Annotated in this window: 18 protein-coding genes; 13 read left to right on the top strand and 5 right to left on the bottom strand. The window is 49.7% G+C overall.

Annotation, left to right across the window (positions count from 1 at the left end; translation table 11 throughout):
• Positions 1-306: 306 nt before the first annotated feature.
• Complete coding sequence (locus tag I2G42_RS13585; protein ID WP_195531171.1) at positions 307-2,250, bottom strand: bifunctional diguanylate cyclase/phosphodiesterase; 1,944 nt, start codon at positions 2,248-2,250, stop codon at positions 307-309.
• Between the two features lie 52 nt (positions 2,251-2,302).
• Positions 2,303-2,521: a FeoA family protein gene (locus I2G42_RS13580; protein WP_022461332.1), complete on the bottom strand. Its 219-nt coding sequence runs from the start codon at positions 2,519-2,521 to the stop codon at positions 2,303-2,305.
• Between the two features lie 225 nt (positions 2,522-2,746).
• Here I2G42_RS13580 and I2G42_RS13575 point away from each other — a divergent pair, with 225 nt between their 5' ends.
• Complete coding sequence (locus I2G42_RS13575; protein WP_173859817.1) at positions 2,747-3,220, top strand: hypothetical protein; 474 nt, start codon at positions 2,747-2,749, stop codon at positions 3,218-3,220.
• A gap of 127 nt (positions 3,221-3,347) precedes the next feature.
• Here I2G42_RS13575 and I2G42_RS13570 read toward each other — a convergent pair whose 3' ends face one another.
• Together I2G42_RS13570 and I2G42_RS13565 are read right to left on the bottom strand one after the other, a co-directional pair.
• Positions 3,348-4,505 (bottom strand): M20/M25/M40 family metallo-hydrolase, encoded by a 1,158-nt coding sequence (locus I2G42_RS13570; protein WP_055227862.1) that lies wholly within the window; start codon positions 4,503-4,505, stop codon positions 3,348-3,350.
• Positions 4,506-4,528: 23 nt separating this feature from the next.
• Entirely contained in the window at positions 4,529-5,815 is a 1,287-nt protein-coding gene (locus tag I2G42_RS13565) for a hypothetical protein (RefSeq protein ID WP_195531170.1), read from the bottom strand.
• A 142-nt stretch (positions 5,816-5,957) separates the two neighbouring features.
• Between I2G42_RS13565 and I2G42_RS13560 the strand changes: the two genes are divergently transcribed.
• From I2G42_RS13560 to I2G42_RS13505, 12 genes are all read left to right on the top strand, one after another.
• The gene (locus tag I2G42_RS13560) at positions 5,958-7,070 is read left to right on the top strand and encodes a M20/M25/M40 family metallo-hydrolase (RefSeq protein ID WP_055221225.1); all 1,113 of its coding nucleotides are present in this window, start codon (positions 5,958-5,960) and stop codon (positions 7,068-7,070) included.
• 95 nt (positions 7,071-7,165) lie between these two features.
• Positions 7,166-8,353: a hypothetical protein gene (locus I2G42_RS13555; protein ID WP_195531169.1), complete on the top strand. Its 1,188-nt coding sequence runs from the start codon at positions 7,166-7,168 to the stop codon at positions 8,351-8,353.
• A gap of 278 nt (positions 8,354-8,631) precedes the next feature.
• Entirely contained in the window at positions 8,632-10,233 is a 1,602-nt protein-coding gene (locus tag I2G42_RS13550) for an ABC transporter substrate-binding protein (protein ID WP_195531168.1), read from the top strand.
• A 64-nt stretch (positions 10,234-10,297) separates the two neighbouring features.
• A complete protein-coding gene (locus I2G42_RS13545; RefSeq protein WP_055227871.1) occupies positions 10,298-11,314 on the top strand; it encodes an ABC transporter ATP-binding protein in 1,017 nt (338 codons plus the stop codon).
• Entirely contained in the window at positions 11,304-12,209 is a 906-nt protein-coding gene (locus I2G42_RS13540; RefSeq protein ID WP_055221171.1) for an ATP-binding cassette domain-containing protein, read from the top strand. The genes I2G42_RS13545 and I2G42_RS13540 overlap by 11 nt, the downstream gene beginning before the upstream one ends.
• A complete protein-coding gene (locus I2G42_RS13535; protein ID WP_055227860.1) occupies positions 12,206-13,213 on the top strand; it encodes an ABC transporter permease in 1,008 nt (335 codons plus the stop codon). The genes I2G42_RS13540 and I2G42_RS13535 overlap by 4 nt, the downstream gene beginning before the upstream one ends.
• Positions 13,210-14,103 carry an ABC transporter permease gene (locus I2G42_RS13530; RefSeq protein WP_330611343.1) on the top strand — a complete coding sequence of 298 codons (894 nt, stop codon included), beginning with the start codon at positions 13,210-13,212 and terminating at the stop codon, positions 14,101-14,103. Before I2G42_RS13535 ends, I2G42_RS13530 begins: the two co-directional genes overlap by 4 nt.
• Before the next feature lie 139 nt (positions 14,104-14,242).
• Positions 14,243-15,985 carry a dihydroxy-acid dehydratase gene (gene ilvD / locus I2G42_RS13525; protein WP_055227858.1) on the top strand — a complete coding sequence of 581 codons (1,743 nt, stop codon included), beginning with the start codon at positions 14,243-14,245 and terminating at the stop codon, positions 15,983-15,985.
• Between the two features lie 174 nt (positions 15,986-16,159).
• Positions 16,160-16,444, top strand: a complete 285-nt coding sequence (locus I2G42_RS13520) for a hypothetical protein (RefSeq protein WP_147342031.1) — start codon at positions 16,160-16,162, stop codon at positions 16,442-16,444.
• Between the two features lie 229 nt (positions 16,445-16,673).
• Positions 16,674-17,435, top strand: coding sequence for an endonuclease/exonuclease/phosphatase family protein (locus I2G42_RS13515; RefSeq protein ID WP_022462537.1), 762 nt, complete (start codon positions 16,674-16,676; stop codon positions 17,433-17,435).
• 201 nt (positions 17,436-17,636) lie between these two features.
• The gene (locus tag I2G42_RS13510) at positions 17,637-18,815 is read left to right on the top strand and encodes a trans-sulfuration enzyme family protein (RefSeq protein WP_022462536.1); all 1,179 of its coding nucleotides are present in this window, start codon (positions 17,637-17,639) and stop codon (positions 18,813-18,815) included.
• On the top strand, positions 18,796-19,980 hold the full coding sequence (locus tag I2G42_RS13505; RefSeq protein ID WP_055227857.1) for a MalY/PatB family protein: 1,185 nt from the start codon (positions 18,796-18,798) through the stop codon (positions 19,978-19,980). The genes I2G42_RS13510 and I2G42_RS13505 overlap by 20 nt, the downstream gene beginning before the upstream one ends.
• Before the next feature lie 76 nt (positions 19,981-20,056).
• On the opposite strand, the gene I2G42_RS13500 is transcribed toward I2G42_RS13505, so the two are convergent.
• On the bottom strand, positions 20,057-20,785 hold the full coding sequence (locus I2G42_RS13500; protein WP_022462534.1) for a hypothetical protein: 729 nt from the start codon (positions 20,783-20,785) through the stop codon (positions 20,057-20,059).
• Between the last annotated feature and the right edge of the window lie 88 nt (positions 20,786-20,873).

Below are 20,873 nucleotides of genomic sequence, written 5' to 3'. Positions count from 1 at the left end.
AAAGTTCCTGCAGTAAAGCGTAGAACCTCATGTGTTTATGCAGATCTGAGAGAACTGATTTCAGAAATGGAACTGCGTAAAGCAGCATAAACACAGGCAGATATGCAGTGGATTACCTGTTATGTGGAAACCTGCCGTATCCGGCATGGAAGAAGCACATATCTGTGCAAAATCTAAGTAACAGGCGTATCCGCCGATATTTGGTCTGCCGCCTAAAGCGGCCGGAAGCACGTGACTTTAGTCATGTGAGGTTCACTCGGTAGTAACTACCGGGTAAGATAACCATAGTATAGAATTCGGACTTTGTCAAGCGATCAGCTCTTCAAATTTTTTCTGTTCCATCGGTTTATAATAATAGAATCCCTGCAGCTCGTCGCATCCTTCGGCGATCAGAAAATCTACCATCTCTTTCGTCTCCACACCCTCGCAGACAATCCATTTGTCTGTGCGTTTTAAAAGATGGAACATCTCTTCCAGCACAATTTTTCCTTTTTCGGAGAGGCCCGCCGAGAGGAAATGTTTGTCAATTTTAACTTCATCAAACAGAATATCCTTCAGCGAATTTAAGGACGAATATCCAGACCCAAAATCGTCCATGGAAATGCGGATATTCCGGTCGTGGAAAAAGCGGATCATCTGGTTGACGGCATCAATGTTATGAATGTACGTTGTTTCTGTGATCTCAAAAACCAGGTACTTCGAAGGAATCTGATAATGATCGAGCAGCTGTGTGATCCGCTGTGTGAACGTATCGATCTTGCGGAAATGAACCGGCGACACATTCAGCGAGAGCGGCAGCAGCGGAAGTTCGTTTTCCCGGCGGTCAGCGAGCCACTGGAAAGCAGCATTATACACATAATAGTCGAGCGACTCAATCTCTCCGGTCTCCTCCAGAATCGGCAGAAAGCTGTCCGGGAACCAGAGCGTGCCGTCCTCGCGCAGCCAGCGTACCAGCACCTCGGCGCTTGCAATTTCCTGCGCTTTTCCGCTGATTTTCGGCTGGAAATAAATCTGAAATTCTTTTTTCGCAAGGGCATTCTGGAAGGAATGAATGGTCTCCGCGCGCTTCTGTTCCGTGCTGGAAAGCTCGGCGTTGTATTCGAAGACGCAGGTGGAAGTTTCCTTCGCACGCCGCCGCGCAATGTTGGCATGAGAGATGACTTCCTCCGCTGGTGTGTCCGTGTCATTCAGATAATAGACGCCAGTGTTCAGCGTCATGTAATTCAGCGGATACGATTCCAGCACTTCGCGGATCGCCTGCTTGTGATAGGCGGAAATCTTTTCCCGCACCACGGCCGGATCCTGCCCGGTGATATCGATAATGCCGACAAAGATATCGGAGTGATAGCGGTTCACAAAGAGTGTCTGCGGAAAGAGTTCCAGCTTTTTCAGGATGAAATTCAGAATGTTCGTACCCATCTCATAACCCCAGTAATCGTTGATCAGATGAAAATTGTCGACATCCGTCATCAGAAAGGCGTACTGCTTTTCTTCGCTTCTGTTATTGAGAAGCGTAAAAATTTTTTCTTTTAAAGAATCCGTGGAAATGCTCTCAGCAAGCATACTGCGGCGGGCGGCGAGAGGTCCGTTTTTCTGGAGCTGTTTTTTATACCGCTTGTCCTGGTACATTTTTTCGTCCGCCATTTGCAGCAGATCCATGATCAGATAATAATGATTTTTGCAGCTCAGCTCATATCCGACGGCATAGCTCAGCGGGTGATCCGCCGTCTGGTTGTAGGTGTCGATCATCGTCTGCAGCTGAAGATTCATCTGCTCCAGCTGGTTCCAGGTTGCATGATTCTGCACAATGACAAATTCATCACCGCCGAACCGCGCCAGAAAGCTGTCCTCGGTCAGAATGCGGGTCAGATAGGAGGCGAAGGTCTGGATAAAGACGTCGCCTTCTTCGTGGCCGTACGTGTCGTTGATCATCTTTAAATTGTTCATATCAAACATCATCACGCCGACATCGAGTGTATCGTCCGCGTTCTGAAGCTGGAGGAGCTTTTCTTCCAGCGACTTTTTATCGTGCACGCCGGCGACATCAAAGCCGGAGCGGCGGATCAGGCTTTTCAGATAATCGGTAAGCGTCAGTGCAGAGGCGCAGCCGAGCAGCGTAAGGATAATCAGAAGTGCAAAGGCGCGATGATCCAGCCCACGCTTGAAATGCAGAAGCAGCGATGTCAGAAAGACGACATAGAATGCGATCTGCAGATAGCACAGTTTGATGATTTTTTTGTTCTTTTCCATAATACTCCATACTTTCTAAATGCGTATGCAAAAAGTGAACCCTGCCATCGGTTCAGCTGGCATACACAATAATTTTCTTGGCCAGACTCTTATCCAGCCCGATTTTACTGCCCTTCACCATGACGAGATAATAACCGTGAAGCTCCGACAGAATCGAAATCCTGGCCCCGGGAACAAACCCAAGCGACTCCAGATAATGACGCTGCTTTTCCTGGCCGCAGATTTTATTGATGACGTAAAACTGATTGAAATCGGTTAAATTTAAAGGCATGCAGTTCCTCCTTTATTACGAGAGTACATCGAGTTAGAATTGCCTAACAGACAGTATAGCATAACATATTTGGAACAAAATAGAAAACTTTTTCATTGAGAAATTTTTTCAAAAAGGTTTTACGGGGGCGGATGCATTTTTGCGTTTCTTATTTTGGGGGAATCATGTATAATGGAAATGAAACATCAGTGACAAACTATGACATGGGAAAAGGAAGAGAAAACAATGAAACCTAGAATAAAAATCCTGCTGCTTGCAGTTCTGATCGCAGCACTCTGCAACTGTATGCTGATGATCGGGATGACAAAAAAGAAAGAGAACAATACAATTCCAAAAGACGCCAGCCTGATCTGCGAAGAAACCGTATCGCCGAATAAGGACTATATCACGGATGAAAAAGACCTGGTGAATTACACCGTGCGCGTCTATCAGGAAAAAAACAACGACATCATCGTCTATGCGGAATCCAATTCGCCGCTGTTCGATGAAGCACAGTACATCGTAACATGCGACCACGCCATCACCGCCGACGATGTCCATATCAAATGGACAACCCTCATGGGCAGCACCGAAGCGAGCGAGAAAGATGAGATCGGACTCGCACACGTTTCGATCTCAAAAGACGGGGAAGTGTTCAATGAAAAGACGATCAGCTTTGTGGCGAAAGCGGTGAATGCGGTTACGGATGTGATAGGGTAAAGAAAATAAGATAATAAAAAAGAAACGAGCAACTCCCTCGGCTCACGATGAGCTTACCGGACAAAAAACCCGTTTCTTTTTTTATGCTAAAATGACTTTCCTGTTTTGTCAAGAACCGCATAGCATTTTACATCGCCAAAATCGTGGCCACCAGTTTCTTGCACTGCACGAGCAGTGAGGACGGAATCGCATACTCATCAAGTGAATGTGCGCCTGCGCCCTGGATACCGAGGCTGCAGAGGGCGGGGATTCCGATGCGGGTGACGAAGGAGGTGTCGGAGCAGCCGCTCTGCTGGATGCCCTGCGGGATTGGTTCGCCGAGGAGTTTACAGCTTTCCTGATAGAGGGAGAGGAGGCGGTCGGCACCGTCGACCATTTCCATGGCGGGGTAGTAGCCGTTCTGTTCCATGGTGCAGCTTGTGCCAGGAACGGTGACGTGTTCGCAGAGATTTTTTAAGAAAGCGATGGCTTCTTCATACTGCGCATTTGCCGCGTATCGGATACCGATGGAAAACTCACAGGAATCCGGGATGACATTGGCTCCGGTTCCGCCTGAAATACGGCCGCAGTTGAAGGAAAGATAGCCGAACACCGAGCGGCTCTCAATCTCTGTAATCATGCGCGCCGCCTGCAGAATCGCACTCGCGCCTTTCTGCGGCTCCTTTCCTGCATGAGCCGCTTTGCCCTTTACTTTCACGCGAATGATCGCGCCGCCGTTTCTTCTCGTAGTCACTTCGCCGCTGGTGTAGCCCGATTCCAGATTAAAAGCCGCCTCACAGCCGCTGGCATACTGCTCGACAAGCTTTCCGGCCTCGCCGTGGGAAAATGCATGGGCGACTTCCTCATCACCGGTGAGCACCAGTTTGATCTGTCTGTCCTCATACCCGACCGCATTCAGTGCGCGGAGCACAAACAGCGCGATCACATCGCCGCCCTTCATGTCATAAACGCCTGGACCGTACACGCGGTCATCCTTCACAAGAAACGGTTCCGGGCCGAACTTTCCAACCGCATGAACTGTATCCATATGCCCAAGCAGAAGAATCGGCTTCTTTTCCTGCGGCCGGGTCCACGCGGCAAACGTCGGGCCAGCCTTCTCAAAGTGATGAATCTGACGCTCCATGCCGAGCGCATCACAGTACGTATCGAGATGCGCCGCAATCCGCTCATTCGCCTCGCGATCAGCCGAAGGCGTTTCAATGGAGACAAGATTTTTCAGCAGCTCCATCATACTGTGTTCGTTTTTCTCGAGATAGGCAAATGCCTGTTCCGTTCTTTTATCCATAAACATTCTCCATTTCTTATGTTTTATAAAGTGATTTTCATAATCCGTGCCGGCCGTCCCCTGCCGCCGCTGATTTTGCCGATCGTGGTCACACAGTTTTCCTGTTCCAGCCGCAGAATCAGCCGGTTGGCGCTCCGCTCCGTGATCCCCATATCTGCAGCGAGCTGTGCGGAAGTGATTACCTGATCATGTGACCGCAGAATCTCTTTCAGTTTTTCATACGTACTGCTGCTGATGTGAAGCCGGTGCAGAAGATACGCCGTGTGATCGGTCGGGTCATTGATCTTAATTTCGGTAAACTGATGCTCATCCTCCGCAATATAGTTCGCGCCGGAGCGGTCCGCGATCGAGTGGTTGAGCGCCATCGCCGCGCGGGATTTCGCCTCCATGGGAGTATCACCGTAGCCGATGCCGATCCACAGCCGGTTGTGCGGCGTCTGCTGTCCGTGAAACAGAATCTTCAGATATTCCCCGTTCTGAATAAATTCCCGCATCAGAACCGGACGGGATGACATGATATAAAAAATAGAAGCGCCCTCGGAGAACGCAGCAGCCCCCATGCGGTGGGCGGCAGAGTAGATCAGCTCGCGCATCTCATTCTGATAATGAATCTTCTCCCATTCCCGGAGCGAAAGATCCGTCTCCTGATCAAAGGAATAATCAAAATAGATCTGCACGGAAGCACTCTGCCCGCGGTTCTTCTGCGCCGTATTTCCCAGAAACTGAAGATGATAAACCTGTTCCAGAATTACATCCTCGGAAACCGAGATGCGGATGCAGGGAATGCCTTCTGCCGACAGTGCCTCATACGTTTTTTCCATGTTGGTAAAGCAGATTTTTGCCCCGTTGTGAAAATAGTTGTAACGGTGAAAATCCGTGAGGGCATCCTGAAAATCGCCCTGATCGGGAGAAGAGCCGTGTGCCACAAGGACGCGGCCATTGGAAATGCCGATCTCTTCCAGCGTTTCCTGCACAAGCTGTTCCTCATACATATCGATACTGATGACATCCGGCACGCAGGAATAACGGACAGCAGATTCCGCCAGCGCTTTTAAGATGGAAGCCTGATTGTGCGGAAGAAAGGTCCAGGGAACGTTTGGCTCCAGCCGCTTTAAAGCATAGTGATAGTTGGTCGGCCCAGTAAAAATAATGCCGGATACTTTCCCTTTCTGAAACTGGGCAGCCGCTTCCAGACCGTACCGGTAATCGTTGGAACGCCGGTAGACCACTTCAAGGTCCGGCATGCGCTTCTCCAGCGTTTTCTGAATCCTGTCGCAGATATGGTCAGAACCTGTTACGCCGATTTTCATATATAAAATTCCTTTCCGAGAATTAAAGACATAAAAATGAATTATGGCATAATTTTACACCTATTAAGGACGAAAGGCAAATGGTAAGATGTAGAAGAATTGTTTTTGAAAATTTTTTTCAAGAATGGAGAGTGGAAAAGAAATGAAAAATCAACGTATGTTAGATGAACTGACCGAATTGATGCGGATTGATGTGTCGAGCGGTCAGGAGACGGAGATTGCAGAGCATCTGGTGAAAAAACTGGAGCAGATGGGATTTGCGATTACGCGGGATGAGGCCGGGGCTACGTTTGGCGGCGTGTGCGGCAATATTCTGGCGGTTCGGGAAGGAGAGCGGGACGGTGTTGTCTGTTTCTGTTCCCATATGGACCGTGTGCCGGGCGGCATTGGAATCAAACCGGTGGAGGAGGATGGAATCCTTCGTTCTTCGGGCGACACGATTCTGGCGGCAGATGATCTGTCCGGTGTGGCAGCCATTTTAGAGGGCGTGCGTCAGGCGATTGAATCCGGGAAGGCGCTTCCGAAACTGGAGATCCTCTTTACGGTCGGCGAGGAGGCCGGTCTGTACGGTGCGAAAGCATTCGATGTAAGCCTGCTGACATCAAAAACGATGTATGTGCTCGACTCCCCGGGACGCATCGGCCGAATTGTAAATGGTGCGCCGGGCCGTGCCCTTCTGGAAGCACAGGTTTTCGGCAAGGCAGCCCATGCGGGAAATGAGCCGGAGAAAGGCATTGATGCGGCAAAAATTATGGCGGAAATGCTCGCAACGATGGAGACGGGAAGACTGGATGAAAATACAACGTCGAACTTTTCTCACCTCTGGTCCAAAACATGCGAGGCAATGAACGTTGTCTGCGACCACGCAATCCTGCGCGGAGAGATGCGGAGCCGGTCGGGAGAAAAACTCGACCGCTATGAAGCGTATTTCCAGTCGCACTGCCGTGAAATCGCAGAAAAGCGCGGTGCGCGTGTGGAATTTAAAAGAGAAAACACCTTCCTGCCGTTCTTCATCCCGGAGGATTCCGAGATGATTCAGATCGTCACGGAATCCCTGAAAGAGATGGGAATCGAACCGCAGATCAACGGCGGAGGCGGCGGTATGGACGGCAATATTTTCAATCAGAAGGGAATCACCTGTGTCGGTATCGCAACAGGATATTTCAAGAATCATTCGACCGAAGAATATCTGCATCTCGATGACTTCTATCATGCCGGAGAGCTTGTGGCGCGGATAATTGGAAGGATTGCATAAATATGCAAAATATAAAATAAAAACTGGATAAAACTTGCAAAATAAAAGAAAATTATGTATAATTTCAAATTAAAAAGAGCAAGGGAGAAAAAGAAATGGCTGAGATTTTAACAAACAACGCAATGTTCTCCAGCTTCATGATTGTTCTGATCGTGTTTGCACTTGGCGACATTGTCGGTAAAATTACAAAAGGAAAGCTGTCCGGAATGATGGTCGTCATGCTCCTGTTCCTGGTAGGCTTTCTGACGAAACTGATCCCGGCGGACATCATCGACCAGGGAGGCCTTACGGCGTTATCAAAACTGGCAATTGCGATGGTACTGTTCAACATGGGTACTACCCTGAACGTGAAACAGCTGATCGAGGAGTGGAGAACCGTATTAATGGCGGCACTCTGTATGCTGGCGTCCTGCCTTGTGATGCTTCTGGTATCCCCGATCATCGGATTTGACACTGTGCTCGTCGGCATGCCGGTTATCAACGGTGCGGCAATGGCAACTTCGCTGATGGCAAGCGCCGCAGCAGAAAAAGGACTGGCAACGGCGGCAGCACTCTGTGCAGTCATCTATTCCGTACAGAAATTCGTCGGTGCGCCGATCGCATCTGCCATGGGTATCCGTTACGGAAAAAAACTGCTGAAAGCATACCGCGAGAATCCGGCGCAGTTTAAAAAGCAGGAGACCGGAAACGGTGCTTCCGCAAAAATTTCCTTTGCAGATAAACACAAAGAATGGTATTCCGCCAACGTCATGATGGCGCTCGTTGCAGCCGGTTCCTGGGTTGCCCACATCCTTGGCGATCTGACTCCGATCAACTACAGCATCTGGGCGCTGCTTCTCGGTGTTGTCTGTGCCGCTTCCGGACTCGTTCCGACAAAACCGCTGCAGAAATCGAATTCCTACGGCCTTATGATGGTTGCTGTCTTTGGCTCCATCATCCCGTCTCTGGCGAAGGTTTCCTTAAGTGATCTCGGTACCATGGCATTCCAGACCATCGTTCTGTTTGCCGCGGCTCTGATCGGTGTTGCACTGGTTGGATGGGTTCTTCCGACCTGGAAACTTGTCGGCGACAAGGATCTGGCTGTCGGCATCGGTGTCGAGCAGTTCCTCGGATTCCCGAGCAACGTGGTCATCTGCCGCGAGGTCGGCGATGCGGTCGGAGAGACACCGGAGGAGAAAGCGTTTATCGAAGATACCTTAAACGTGCCGTATGTCGTGGGAGGAATTACGGTTATTACGGTTCTGTCCACGATGCTGGCTGGATTTGTTATCAATATGCTGTAAAATTTTAAAATCATAGGAAAAGAAACATGACCTTGATGCAGAGGAAGAGTCCCCTGATCAAGGTCATGTTTTATGTTGGCATGCGGAGCAGTTCCCTCTGCATGAGACGATTAACTTTACGAGAAAAGAAAAAAATATCCCCCCACCCGGCTTGTGAGAGCCTGAAATATCAAATATAATGAACGAACAGTACATGGATCAGGCGCGCAGATCATGGGAGTACAAAGCAAAAAAGCGGTCAGTCCGGGTAAAAACGGTCTGAAAATGGGAGGAAAAGGATGAAGAAGAAAATATTATCTTTGATGCTGATGGTGTCTCTTGCAGCATCCCTTGCGGCATGCGGTCAGGACAGCGGGAAAAACAGCAACAATACAGATTTGTCGAAAACAGAGACGGAAGCTTCTTCCGGCCAGACAGGGGAGGAAGAGACGACCCTGGTTTACGGTTCTGCTGATTATACCAGGATTAATCCGGCGATGGATGAGCACGGTGAAATTAATCTGCTGCTGTTCAACGGACTGACCGCACACGATGCGGATGACAACATTGTTCCGGGTCTGGCAGAAAAATGGGAGTACGATGCAGAAACCTGCACCTACACCTTTCATATCCGGGACGGCATCCAATGGCATGATGGAGAAAAATTTACGGCGGATGATGTGAAATTCACCATCGAAGCGATCATGGATCCGGAAAACGGATCTGAAAATGCACCAAATTATGAGGATGTAGAAGAGATTACAGTTATAGATGACAGCACCGTTTCCTTCCGCCTTTCCGAGCCGAACGTGGCTTTCCTGGAATACATGACGATGGCCATCCTGCCGAAGCACCTGCTGGAAGGTGAAAACATGCAGGAATCGGATTTCTTCCGTGCACCGGTTGGAACCGGCCCGTATAAACTGGAGAGCTGGGACGAAGGCCAGTCGATTGTTCTGGTAAAAAATGAAGATTATTACCTTGGGGCACCAAAGATTGACAAGGTCATTTTCAAAATTGTACCAGATGATAATGCACAGGCGATGCAGCTGGAATCCGGCGAACTGGATCTGGCGCTGCTTGACCCGAAAAATGCGCAGAATTTCAAAGAAAAAGACGGTTTTACCTGCTATGACATGACAACGGCAGATTACCGCGGAATCTTATTTAACTTTGCGAATGATTACTGGACGAAAAACAGGGACATCATTCCGGCCGTCTGTTATTCGATTGACCGCCAGGCCATTATCGATTCTGTGCTTCTTGGCGAGGGAATGGCGGCATACAGTCCGCTGCAGCGGAACATTTACAATAACGAAAACGTAGAACATTATGATTACAATCCGGAAAAAGCACAGGAAATTCTGGAAGCGGCCGGATGCACCAGAAACAGCGATGGTTTCTATGAGCGGGACGGCGAAGAAATCGGTTTTGTCATCAGCGTGATGTCCGGTGAGCAGGACCGCATTGATATTGCCCAGGCAGCAGCACAGCAGCTCCGGGAAGCCGGAATCAACTGTACCGTGGAAATTCCGGCACAGATGGACTGGGGTGGACAGATGGCATGCCTGATCGGATGGGGAAGCCCGTTCGATGCGGACGATCATACATATAAGGTTTTCGGCACGGACAAAGGGGCGAATTATTCGAGCTATTCCAATGAAAAAGTAGATGAGTATCTGTCTCTTGCCCGTCAGAGTGACGATCCGGAAGTGCGGAAAGAATATTACGGAAAATTCCAGGAAGAACTGGCAGAAGATCCGGCCTATGCATTCATCTGTTATATTGATGCAAATTATGTGGCAGATTCCGGTATTCAGGGAATTTCCAAAGACACGGTGCTGGGCCACCACGGCGTTGGTATTTTCTGGAATATTCAGGACTGGACAATCGAAGAATAAAAACAAAAAAGCAGACGAAGGAGGTATGGTTACCTCCTTTTTGTCTGTACAGGAGAAAAACGGAATGAAGGAACGATTAAAAGTGGAACATCTTTCCGTCAGCTTTTTTACCGATGAGGGGGAAGTGCAGGCGGTCCGCGATGTCAGCTTTTCCCTGAATGCAGGTGAGGTGCTCGCTGTTGTAGGCGAGTCAGGCTGCGGAAAAAGTGTGCTCTGCAAAAGCATTATGAAGCTGCTGCCGGAGAATGCAAAGATCAAAAACGGAAAAATTCTGGTCAATGGAGAAGAAATTGCAGGATACGGGGAGCGAAGAATGCGGGAACTGCGGGGAAAACTGTTCTCGATGGTTTTCCAGAATCCGATGACTTCCTTAAATCCGACGATGACAGTCGGAGCGCAGATTGCAGAGGCAGTGCGGGCGCATCAGAAAGACATGGGAAAAGAAGAAGTGGAACAGAGAGTGACAGAACTGATGCAGCTGGTGGGAATCGAGCAGGCAGAAGAGCGGAAAAAGGCATATCCGTATCACTTTTCCGGCGGAATGCGGCAGCGGATCGTACTGGCGATTGCGCTGGCGGGCAATCCGGAAATTCTGTTTGCTGATGAGCCGACGACAGCGCTGGATGTGACGATTCAGGCACAGATTCTGGACCTGCTTCGGGAAATTCAGAAAAAACTGGGAACGGCGACGGTCTTTGTCACACATGACCTTGGCGTTGTAGCGCGGATCGCAGACCGGGTAGCGGTCATGTATGCGGGAAAAATAGTAGAGATTGGAACCGTGGATGAGATTTTCTATGATCCCCGTCATCCGTATACGTGGGGACTGCTGCGTTCCATACCGGCGTTTTCGAGGGGAAAAGAAAGCCTGCCGTCTATCCCGGGAATGCCGCCGTCTCTTCTCCATCCGCCGAAGGGCGATGCCTTTGCCAGCCGCAATGCTTATGCGCTGGAAATTGATTTTGAGGAGGAGCCGCCGATGTTCCGGGTCACAGACAGCCATTATGCGGCAACATGGCTGCTGGATGAGAGAGCACCGAAGGTTGTGCCGCCGATAGGAGGAAACACAGATGGAACATGAGATTTTGCTGGATGTGCGTCATCTGACCCATATTTTTCCACTGTCCCGGAAAACAGCAGTCAAGGCAGTCGATGATGTATCGTTTCAGATTCGAAGAGGAGAAATTTTTGGACTGGTAGGAGAATCCGGTTCCGGAAAATCTACCGCTGCACGCTGTGTGATGAATATTTATCAGCCATATGCCGGCCAGATTTATTATAAAGGGATTGATACCTGCGACAGAGGCCAGTTCCGGAAAAATAAAAAAATGCTGCAGACGACACGCCAGATGATTTTTCAGGATTCCGGTTCCAGTCTGAATCAGAAGATGAAGGTCCGCGACATTATTGAGGAGCCGATGCGCGTGCAGAAAATCCGGCCGCTGCGGGGAAGCTATGAGGAGGAAGCCAGATTCCAGATGAAATACGTGGGGCTGGATCCGGAATATCTGAAAAAATATCCGGGAGAATTGTCCGGCGGACAGCGGCAGCGCGTTGCGATTGCACGGGCACTGACGATGGAGCCGGAGCTTCTGGTGGCGGATGAACCGATTGCATCGCTGGACGCGTCGATACAGGCACAGATTGTGAATCTGTTCCGTCATCTGCAGAAGGAGCACGGTTTTTCGTTCCTGTTTATTGCGCATGATCTGGATATGGTCGAATTTCTGTGTGACAGAGTAGGTGTGATGTACCATGGAAAACTGGTGGAGACCGGCCCGGCGCGAGCCGTGTTTGAAAATCCGCTGCATCCGTATACGAAAGCACTGATCGCGGCCATTCCGATTCCGGATCCGCGAAGGGAAAGAGCGAGAGCTGTACCGGATTTTTCCAATACAGAATTTTCCCGGACGGGAACACTGCGGGAAGTGGAAAAAGATCATTTTGTGCTGATGGAGGGAGGCGATGCAGGATGAAAAGCCGGAACAAAGTGCTTTACTATGGAAAAAAAGCAGTGGCATTTCTGGCAAGTGTTCTGCTGCTGTCTGTGCTCGTATTTTATATTTCAAGGCTTGCGCCGGGAGATCCGCTGGTATCATATTACGGAGACCGCGTGGAAAAAATGACGCCCGAAGAAAGAGCGTGGGCCGAAGAAAAATTGGGACTGAAGGATCCCATTTCCGTACAGTATATCCGCTGGGCAGGCAATGCGCTGCATGGGGATTTCGGAATTTCGTACAAATATAAAATGGATGTAACGCGCGTGATCGAGGGAAGAATTGGAAATACGCTGGTGCTTGGCGGCATTGGATTTCTGCTGATTTTCACCCTCGCGCTGCTTCTTGGAATTCTCTGTGCATGGAAGGAAGATACATGGCTGGACCGCATCATCTGTAAGGTGGGAACCATCACGGGATGTATTCCGGAATTCTGGCTGTCGCTGCTTCTGATTCTTGTTTTTTCCATGCAGCTCAAATGGCTGCCGAGTTCCGGTGCCTACTCTGTTGGAAAACAGGCAGATTTTTCTGACCGTGTCTGTCATCTGATCCTGCCGATGACGGTCGTAGTGCTGAGTCATTTGTGGTATTACGCATACATGATCCGCAATAAAATTCTGGATGAAGTGCGGGAAGAGTATGTGCTTCTGGCAAGAGCCAAGGGGCTGAAACGAAAGACGGTTCTGTTCCGGCATTGCCTGCGGAATACGATTCCGTCGTATCTTGGCATCATGGCCATTTCTGTTCCGCATGTGCTGGGGGGAACCTATATTGTAGAAACGGTTTTCTCGTATCCCGGTATCGGAACGCTGGCGTATGAGAGCGCACGGTACAAAGATTACAATCTTCTGATGCTGCTTTGCCTGATGTCCGGAATCGTTGTGATTCTGTGCAATATGGCGGCACAGATCATCAACGAGAGAATTGATCCGCGGATGCGGGAGAAAGAAGCGGCAGAAACATCGGAGGTAATGATGCTGTGACAGAAAAAACACAATTATTTCAATTTGCAGGAGAGAGGCCTGCAGAAAAAACAGAAGCAGAAAAAAAGAAAAAATGGTATCAGGACCGGCCGGTGGCAGCAGAGCTTTTTCTGGGTCTTCTTGTGCTGAGCTGCCTTTTCTGTGGGCAGATCATGACGAAGGATCCCTCGTATATGGATCTGAAAAACTGTTCCGTCATGCCGTGCCGGGAATTTCTGTTTGGAACCGATACGATGGGAAGAGATATTTTCTCGATGATCTGGTACGGCGGCAGAATATCGCTGGCGATCGGTCTGCTTTCTACGCTGATTTCCACTGTGATTGCCGTTCTCTTCGGCGCAGTCAGCGGATGTGCACCGGCGTGGCTGGACGCGCTTCTGATGCGGCTGACCGAGATCTTTTTGTCGGTGCCGAATCTTCTTCTTGTCATTTTTCTTCTGGCTGCTGCGGGAAAATCCAATGTGATTACGATTTCTGCCGTGATCGGAATGACAAGCTGGACAAGCATTGCAAAGGTTGTGCGGACCGAAGTACGGCAGATCCGGAACAGTGAATACGTGATTGCGTCGCGCTGTATGGGAGGCAGTTTTTTCTATATTTTATGGCACCATCTGGCACCGAACTTTTTTTCGTCTATTATGTTTATGGTGGTTATGAACATCCGAAGTGCGATTGTAGCAGAATCCACACTGAGTTTTATGGGAATCGGTCTTCCGCTGGAGGTGATTTCCTGGGGCAGCATGCTGTCACTTTCGGAAAAAGCGTTGATGACAAAGGCATGGTGGATCATTATGATCCCGGGTGTTTTTCTGATTGTGACGCTGCTTAGTTTTACAAGCATTGGAAATTATCTGCGGAAGCAGGCAAACAGAAAACAGAGAAATCTGTGAGCTGTTCAGAGAGGCTGCGGTCTGTGGGGAATCCCTGCAGACTGCAGCTTTTTTGTCTTGCAATCAAATACAGGGATTGCTATAGTGAAAAGCAGAAAGAGTATTTTTAATACCTAAAAAACAGCGGGAGGAGAAGGAAATGCTGAAGAGTCAGGAAATGCGGAAACTTGCACCGGAGATGGATCCGCTCCGGATTGGAACAGGATGGAAAAAAGAGGATCTTGAAAAACCGCAGATTATGGTGGAGAGTACGTACGGGGACAGCCACCCGGGAAGCGGCCACTTAAATCTGCTGGTCGAGGAAGTGCGGAAAGGCGTTGCGGAAGCGGGGGGCTTCGGGGCGCGGTATTTCTGCACCGACATCTGTGACGGCGAGAGCCAGGGAACGGACGGCATCAACTACAGTCTTGCGAGCCGCGAGATGATCGCCAATATGATCGAGATCCACGCGAATGCGACACCGTTTGACGGCGGCGTCTATCTGTCGAGCTGCGACAAGGGTATGCCGGGCAATCTGATCGGCCTTGCGCGTGTCGATATTCCGGCGGTTGTTGTGCCGGGCGGAACGATGAATGCGGGACCGGAGATGCTGACACTGGAGCAGCTTGGCATGTACAGCGCAAAATTTGAGCGCGGTGAGATCGACGAGGAGAAGCTCGACTGGGCGAAATGCAATGCCTGCCCGAGCTGCGGTGCCTGTTCGTTTATCGGAACGGCATCCACGATGCAGATCATGGCGGAGGCACTCGGCCTCGCCCTGCCTGGAAGCGCTCTGATGCCGGCGACAAGCCCGGATCTTCTGGCATATGCACAGGAGGCAGGCAGCCAGGCGGTAAAACTGGCACAGATGGAGCATATGCGGCCAAGCGATCTTGTGACGAAAGAGAGTTTTGAGAATGCGATTCTTGTCCACGCGGCAATTTCGGGAAGCACAAACTGCCTGCTGCACATCCCGGCCATTGCGCATGAGTTCGGCATCGAGATTACCGGCGACACATTCGATCGTCTGCACCGCAACGCGCGGTATCTGCTCGATGTCCGCCCGGCGGGAAGATGGCCGGCAGAGTGCTTCTATTATGCGGGCGGCGTTCCGGCGATTATGGAAGAAATCAAAGATCATCTGCATCTCGATGTGATGACAGTGACCGGAAAGACACTGGGTGAAAATCTGGCGGAGCTTCGTGAAAATGGATTTTATGAGAAGTGCAGCGGATGGCTCGCAAAATTTAATGAGCGGTATGGAACTTCGATTACAAAAGAAGATATTATCCGCCCGTATGACAAGGCGATCGGAACGGACGGCAGCATCGCTGTTCTGCGCGGAAACCTTGCGCCGGAGGGAGCCGTCATCAAGCACACGGCCTGCCCGAAAGAAATGTTCCACGCCGTCCTCCGTGCCCGACCGTTCGACAGCGAGGAGGAGTGCCTCGATGCCGTGCTGAAACATAAGGTTCAGAAAGGCGACGCCGTCTTCATCCGCTACGAAGGCCCGAAAGGCAGCGGTATGCCGGAGATGTTCTATACTTCCGAGGCAATCAGCAGCGACAAAGAGCTTGGAAAGAGCATCGCGCTTATCACCGACGGCCGTTTCTCCGGCGCCTCCACCGGCCCGGTCATCGGCCACTGCAGTCCCGAAGCTGTAGACGGCGGCCCGATCGCACTCGTCGAGGAAGGGGATTTGATTGAGATTGATGTGAAGGAACGAAAACTTAACATCATCGGAATCGCAGGAGAACGCAAGTCCATGGAAGAAATTGATGCGATCTTAAAAGAACGCCGCCGGAACTGGAAACCGCGCGAGCCGAAATACAAAAAAGGCGTACTCCGTCTTTTCAGCCTCCACGCAGCAAGCCCGATGAAAGGGGCGTATCTGGAATACTAAAAATACTTGCGTTTTTCTGGGATGGTCTTTAGAAGTTAAGGCAGAGCAAAAAATGGAGGAAGGAGCAACAGAAAAACAAGTGAAAGAAAATACCTAAAAAACAAACTGTTCCTGTATAATGTTGCATCTCTTCAGAAAATGGTCGGAAGTCCAGATTCTGTCCAGAAGAATGTGGTGCTGGAGAACAATTCGCTGTCGGCGGAGCAGATTACCGGTGTGGAAAACCGAAAGAGCAAGGCAGGCGAAGCCGTTCTTCCGGTACTGCGCAGTGTTTCGCTGTTTCTTCTCGGGCTGCTTGGCGTGCTTCTGATTCTGCTGACGCTGCTTGTGATTGCGGCGGAGGCGGCGCGGATCATCTGCCTTGGACAGGCGGCAAAGAAACAGCAGCAACCGATGCAGAACTCGCCCGCAGATTTCCGGCGGTCGAGCCAGGCGAATATACGCGTGTCTGCCATCTGATCGAGAAACATATCTACGGTGAGATTCTGCTGTCTCCTTATGAGGAACGTACGCTGAACCATTTTCTGGAAAAGCTGATGGAGCCGGTACCGGGCTGCAGCTGGAAAATGCGGCTGAAGCTGCGCTATGCGTGTCTGCGCCGTGTGAATACGAAGAAAAAGAAGAGAAAGCACAGCGCTTTCCAGCAAAAATAAGGGTTAGGAAAACAAATGAAAAGAGGGATTTTACCATGAAATTTGTAACATTTAATATTCGCTGTGATTTTGGCCAGGATGGAGCCAATAATTTTATCTACCGCAGACCGCTGATTCTGGAAAAAATCAGACAGGAAAAGCCGGATATCATCGGTTTTCAGGAGGTACTGCCGCATGTGGCTGCCTGGCTGAAGGAAAATCTGACGGAATATTACATTGCCGGATGTGGAAGAGAAAAGGATCTGACCGGTGAGGCAATGATCATTGCCTATCGGAAAGAACGTTTTCAGAGTGTGAGCCTGGAAACCTTCTGGCTGTCACCGACACCGTACGTGCCGGGATCCCGCTATCCGGTACAGAGTATGTGCCCGCGTACTGCGACGGATGTGGTATTTGAGGATATGGAGACCGGAAAAGTGTTCCGCGTCATCAACACCCATCTGGATCACGAGTGCGCCGGGGCGAGAAAGCTTGGCCTGGAGCAGATTCTCGCACATCTGAGAGCAGAGAAAGCATTTGCCGATGTGCCGGTGATTCTTAGCGGCGACTTCAATGCCGAGCCGGACAGCGAAGAGATGAAACCGCTGAGGGAAACTGCCGGTCTTGTGAATGCGACGGAAGGAATCGGCATTACCTTCCACAACTATCATCGCGATGATCCGAATGATCCGCAGTGCTCGATTGACTACATCATTCTCAAAGGGGACTGGGAACTGAAAAAGGTGGAAAAATGGACGGAGCAGAAGGACGGTGTGTGCCTTTCTGATCATTATCCGATCTGTGCGGAACTTATTTAAAATATGGATGCAAGAGGCGGCCGCCGGGAGAAAAAATCTTCTGGCGGCGTTTTTTTACGATAGTTATAGGAAAAACTTATAACAAGTCAAAGAAAAAAGGGAATATACAAACGCCGCATTTTCTGTTATGATAGGTTACGTTACAAAACCTATCAGATTAGTATAGAAAGAAAAATTACGAAATAACAGGAGATTATTCATATGGCAAGAGGAATTGACACAAAATGTATCCATTTAGAAGAAGACGAAGGACAGTGTAGCCACTACGGCGCACTCAGCTACCCGATTTATCAGACCGCAACGTATGCGCATCCGGGCGTAGGACAGAGCACCGGATTTGATTACAGCAGACTGCAGAACCCGACCAGAGAGCATTTGGAGAAGATGGTGGCTGCACTGGAAAACGGAATTGATGCGTTTGCATTAAGCTCCGGCATGGCAGCGATCTCTCTTCTGATGGAAATGTTCCGCCAGGGCGACCACATCATTGCGGATTCCGATCTGTACGGCGGAAGCATTCGTCTGTTCCACAACGTCAACGAGAAAAACGGCGTCGAGTTTTCCAGCATCGACTGCTGCCGTGATGACGTGGAGAGTTATGTGAAAGAAAATACAAAAGCAATCTACATCGAAACTCCGACGAACCCGATGATGAACGTAACCGACATCCGAAAGATGGCGGATATTGCAAAACGCCACAACCTGATTCTGATTGTGGACAACACCTTTATGTCCCCGTATTTTCAGAATCCGCTCGATCTCGGTGCGGACGTTGTGATTCACAGCGGCACGAAATACCTGAGTGGCCACAACGATACACTGGCAGGCTTTATCGTGACGAACCGCGAAGATATTCAGGAAAAACTGCGTTTCCTGATCAAGACAACAGGTGCAGGCCTTGCTCCGTTTGACTGCTGGCTGGTACTGCGCGGCATGAAGACGCTTGGCATCCGCATGGAACGCTCCCAGGAGAATGCAGAACAGATTGCCGCATGGCTGCAGCAGCAGAAAGCAGTCACAAGAGTGATTTATCCGGGACTGCCGGATCACCCGGGCCATGAGATTATGAAAAAACAGGCAAGAGGCTTCGGTGCCATGCTGACAATCCAGCTCGAGAGCAAAGAGTTTGCCCTTGCCATTCTGGAAAAGGTAAGAATGATCCGTTTCGCAGAGAGCCTCGGCGGCGTGGAGACACTCGTTACGTATCCGACGACGCAGACACATGCCGATGTGCCGAAGGAAATCCGTGAGCGGAACGGAATTACGGAGAGCACCCTTCGCTTCTCTGTTGGAATTGAAAATATCGAGGACCTGATCGGCGAGCTTGAGAAGGTTTTTGCAGAAATTGAGGAAGAGAAAAATGACGGAAAGAAATCTTGATTTTGACAGAATCATCAACCGAAAAAATACAGACTGTTTAAAATATGACTTCGCAGTAAAACACGGTATGCCAGCCGACGTGCTGCCGCTGTGGGTGGCGGACATGGACTTTGAGACATCCTCCTACATCGAGGATGCGCTGGTAGAGCGTGCGAAAATGGGCATTTACGGCTACAGCGATGCGCAGACTCCGTATTTTGAGGCCGTTGCGGGATGGATGAAACGCCATCACAACTGGGAGCCGAAAGAAGAATGGCTGATCAAAACGCCGGGCGTTGTATTTGCACTTGCGATGGCAGTCAAAGCTTACACCGCGCCTGGGGATGCCGTGCTGATCCAGTCACCGGTTTACTATCCATTTTCGGAAGTCATTGCGGATAACGGCAGAAGAGTTGTCAGCAGCACGCTGGTGCTCGGCAATGATAACCGCTATCACATGGATGTGGCGGATTTCGAGGAGAAGCTGAAAGCTGAAAACGTGAAGCTCTTTTTCCTCTGCAATCCGCACAACCCGGTCGGAAGAGTCTGGACGAAAGAGGAGCTGACGGCGATCGGCGATCTCTGCGTGCAGTACGGCGTGACCGTTGTAAGTGATGAGATCCATGGAGATTTCATTTTTAAGGGCGAGCATCAGGTGTTTGCTGCGATCAAAAAAGAGTACGAGGACATCACGATCACCTGCACCGCGCCGAGTAAGACATTCAATCTGGCAAGTATGATGATGTCAAACATCTTTATCGCCAACCCGGAACTCCGTGCGAAATTCCGGAAACAGCTCGATGCAGCCGGAACGAGCCAGCTTGGTGTGATGGGTCTGGTGGCATGCGAGACGGCATATAATAAGGGCGAGGAGTGGTATGAGGCAATGCTTTCCTATGTGAAGGCAAATGCAGAATTTACAAGGCAGTATGTGGAGGAGCAGATTCCGGGCGTGAAGATGATCGACCTGGAGGGAACATATCTCGTATGGCTCGATTTCCGCGAGACGGGGCTTTCTGTCGACGAACTGGAAGACCTGATCATCAACAAGGCGAAGCTGTGGCTCGACAGCGGCAAGATCTTCGGAGACTGCGGTCGCGGCTTCCAGCGGATCAACATCGCCTGCCCGCGCGCAACCCTGACCGAGGCACTGGAGCGGATTCGGGATGCGATGAAAAGCAGATAAAGCCACACCGATGAGATGCGTAGCATTTTGGAAGTTGGCTCTGAACAGTGACGAAAACATGTTGAAAAGGCGCAGCTTACGGAACATCTTTTTGGGAGATATGATTTTTTTTGTGTCTCCGGTAGAGAAAGAAGAAAGCTGCGCCTCCGCATATCAAAACGAGTACTTTCACCGGAATCTGATATACCGGATACACAGAGGTATAAATGCAATGATATTCTGGCGAAGAAACTTCGCTTTCCTCAGCAGGGCTCGGGCTCCAGGAAAAAGATGCCAGAATTCGAAAATATTTTTTATCAGAAGAAAACTGGCTATAAGGAAGATAAAAATCTGGGTTTCCAGGCGTTGTGATTTTCCGTTCCAGCGTCCAGGGTTCTTCCGTGCTGTTCCGAGTCCACAATTCTGCTTTTTCTAATTCAAAAAGATACATCAGTGGATCTGTCTCCAGACGGATAAAGTCTTCTTTCGCAGTTCTTACCTGGGTTATATTTTGAAAATCGAAAACTGTCTGATATAACAAAGAACGATCTGATTTTTCCTGATAGGTGAGTACATTTGCGGCATACAGATCTTGGAAACTTTTTGTCTTTTCAGATCGTTTAAAAAAATAGAAATCGATAGGTTTGGAAGAAGTTTTTCGATACTCGTTTTCTAAACTGGATTCTATTGGCGAAGCATTTTCTGGTACGTTTTCTTTTAAAAAAGAGCACAATACCGTATCGTCATTTTCGAATGCAGTGTCTGCTTTGACTGGAACAGAAAAACAGAATAACAGGGTGAAAAATAAAAATTTGATTTTTTTCATAATGAGTTACCTCTTATTTATGGCTTTATTCAGTTGATGCCGGATTTAAAAGTTTTTTTGAATGGTTGTTCTGTACTTTTTGTTCCTG

This window comes from Fusicatenibacter saccharivorans (genome assembly GCF_015557635.1).
Lineage (GTDB): Bacteria > Bacillota > Clostridia > Lachnospirales > Lachnospiraceae > Fusicatenibacter > Fusicatenibacter saccharivorans.
Note: the sequence above shows the minus strand (reverse complement) of the source record. Positions and strands in the feature narration are given on the sequence as shown.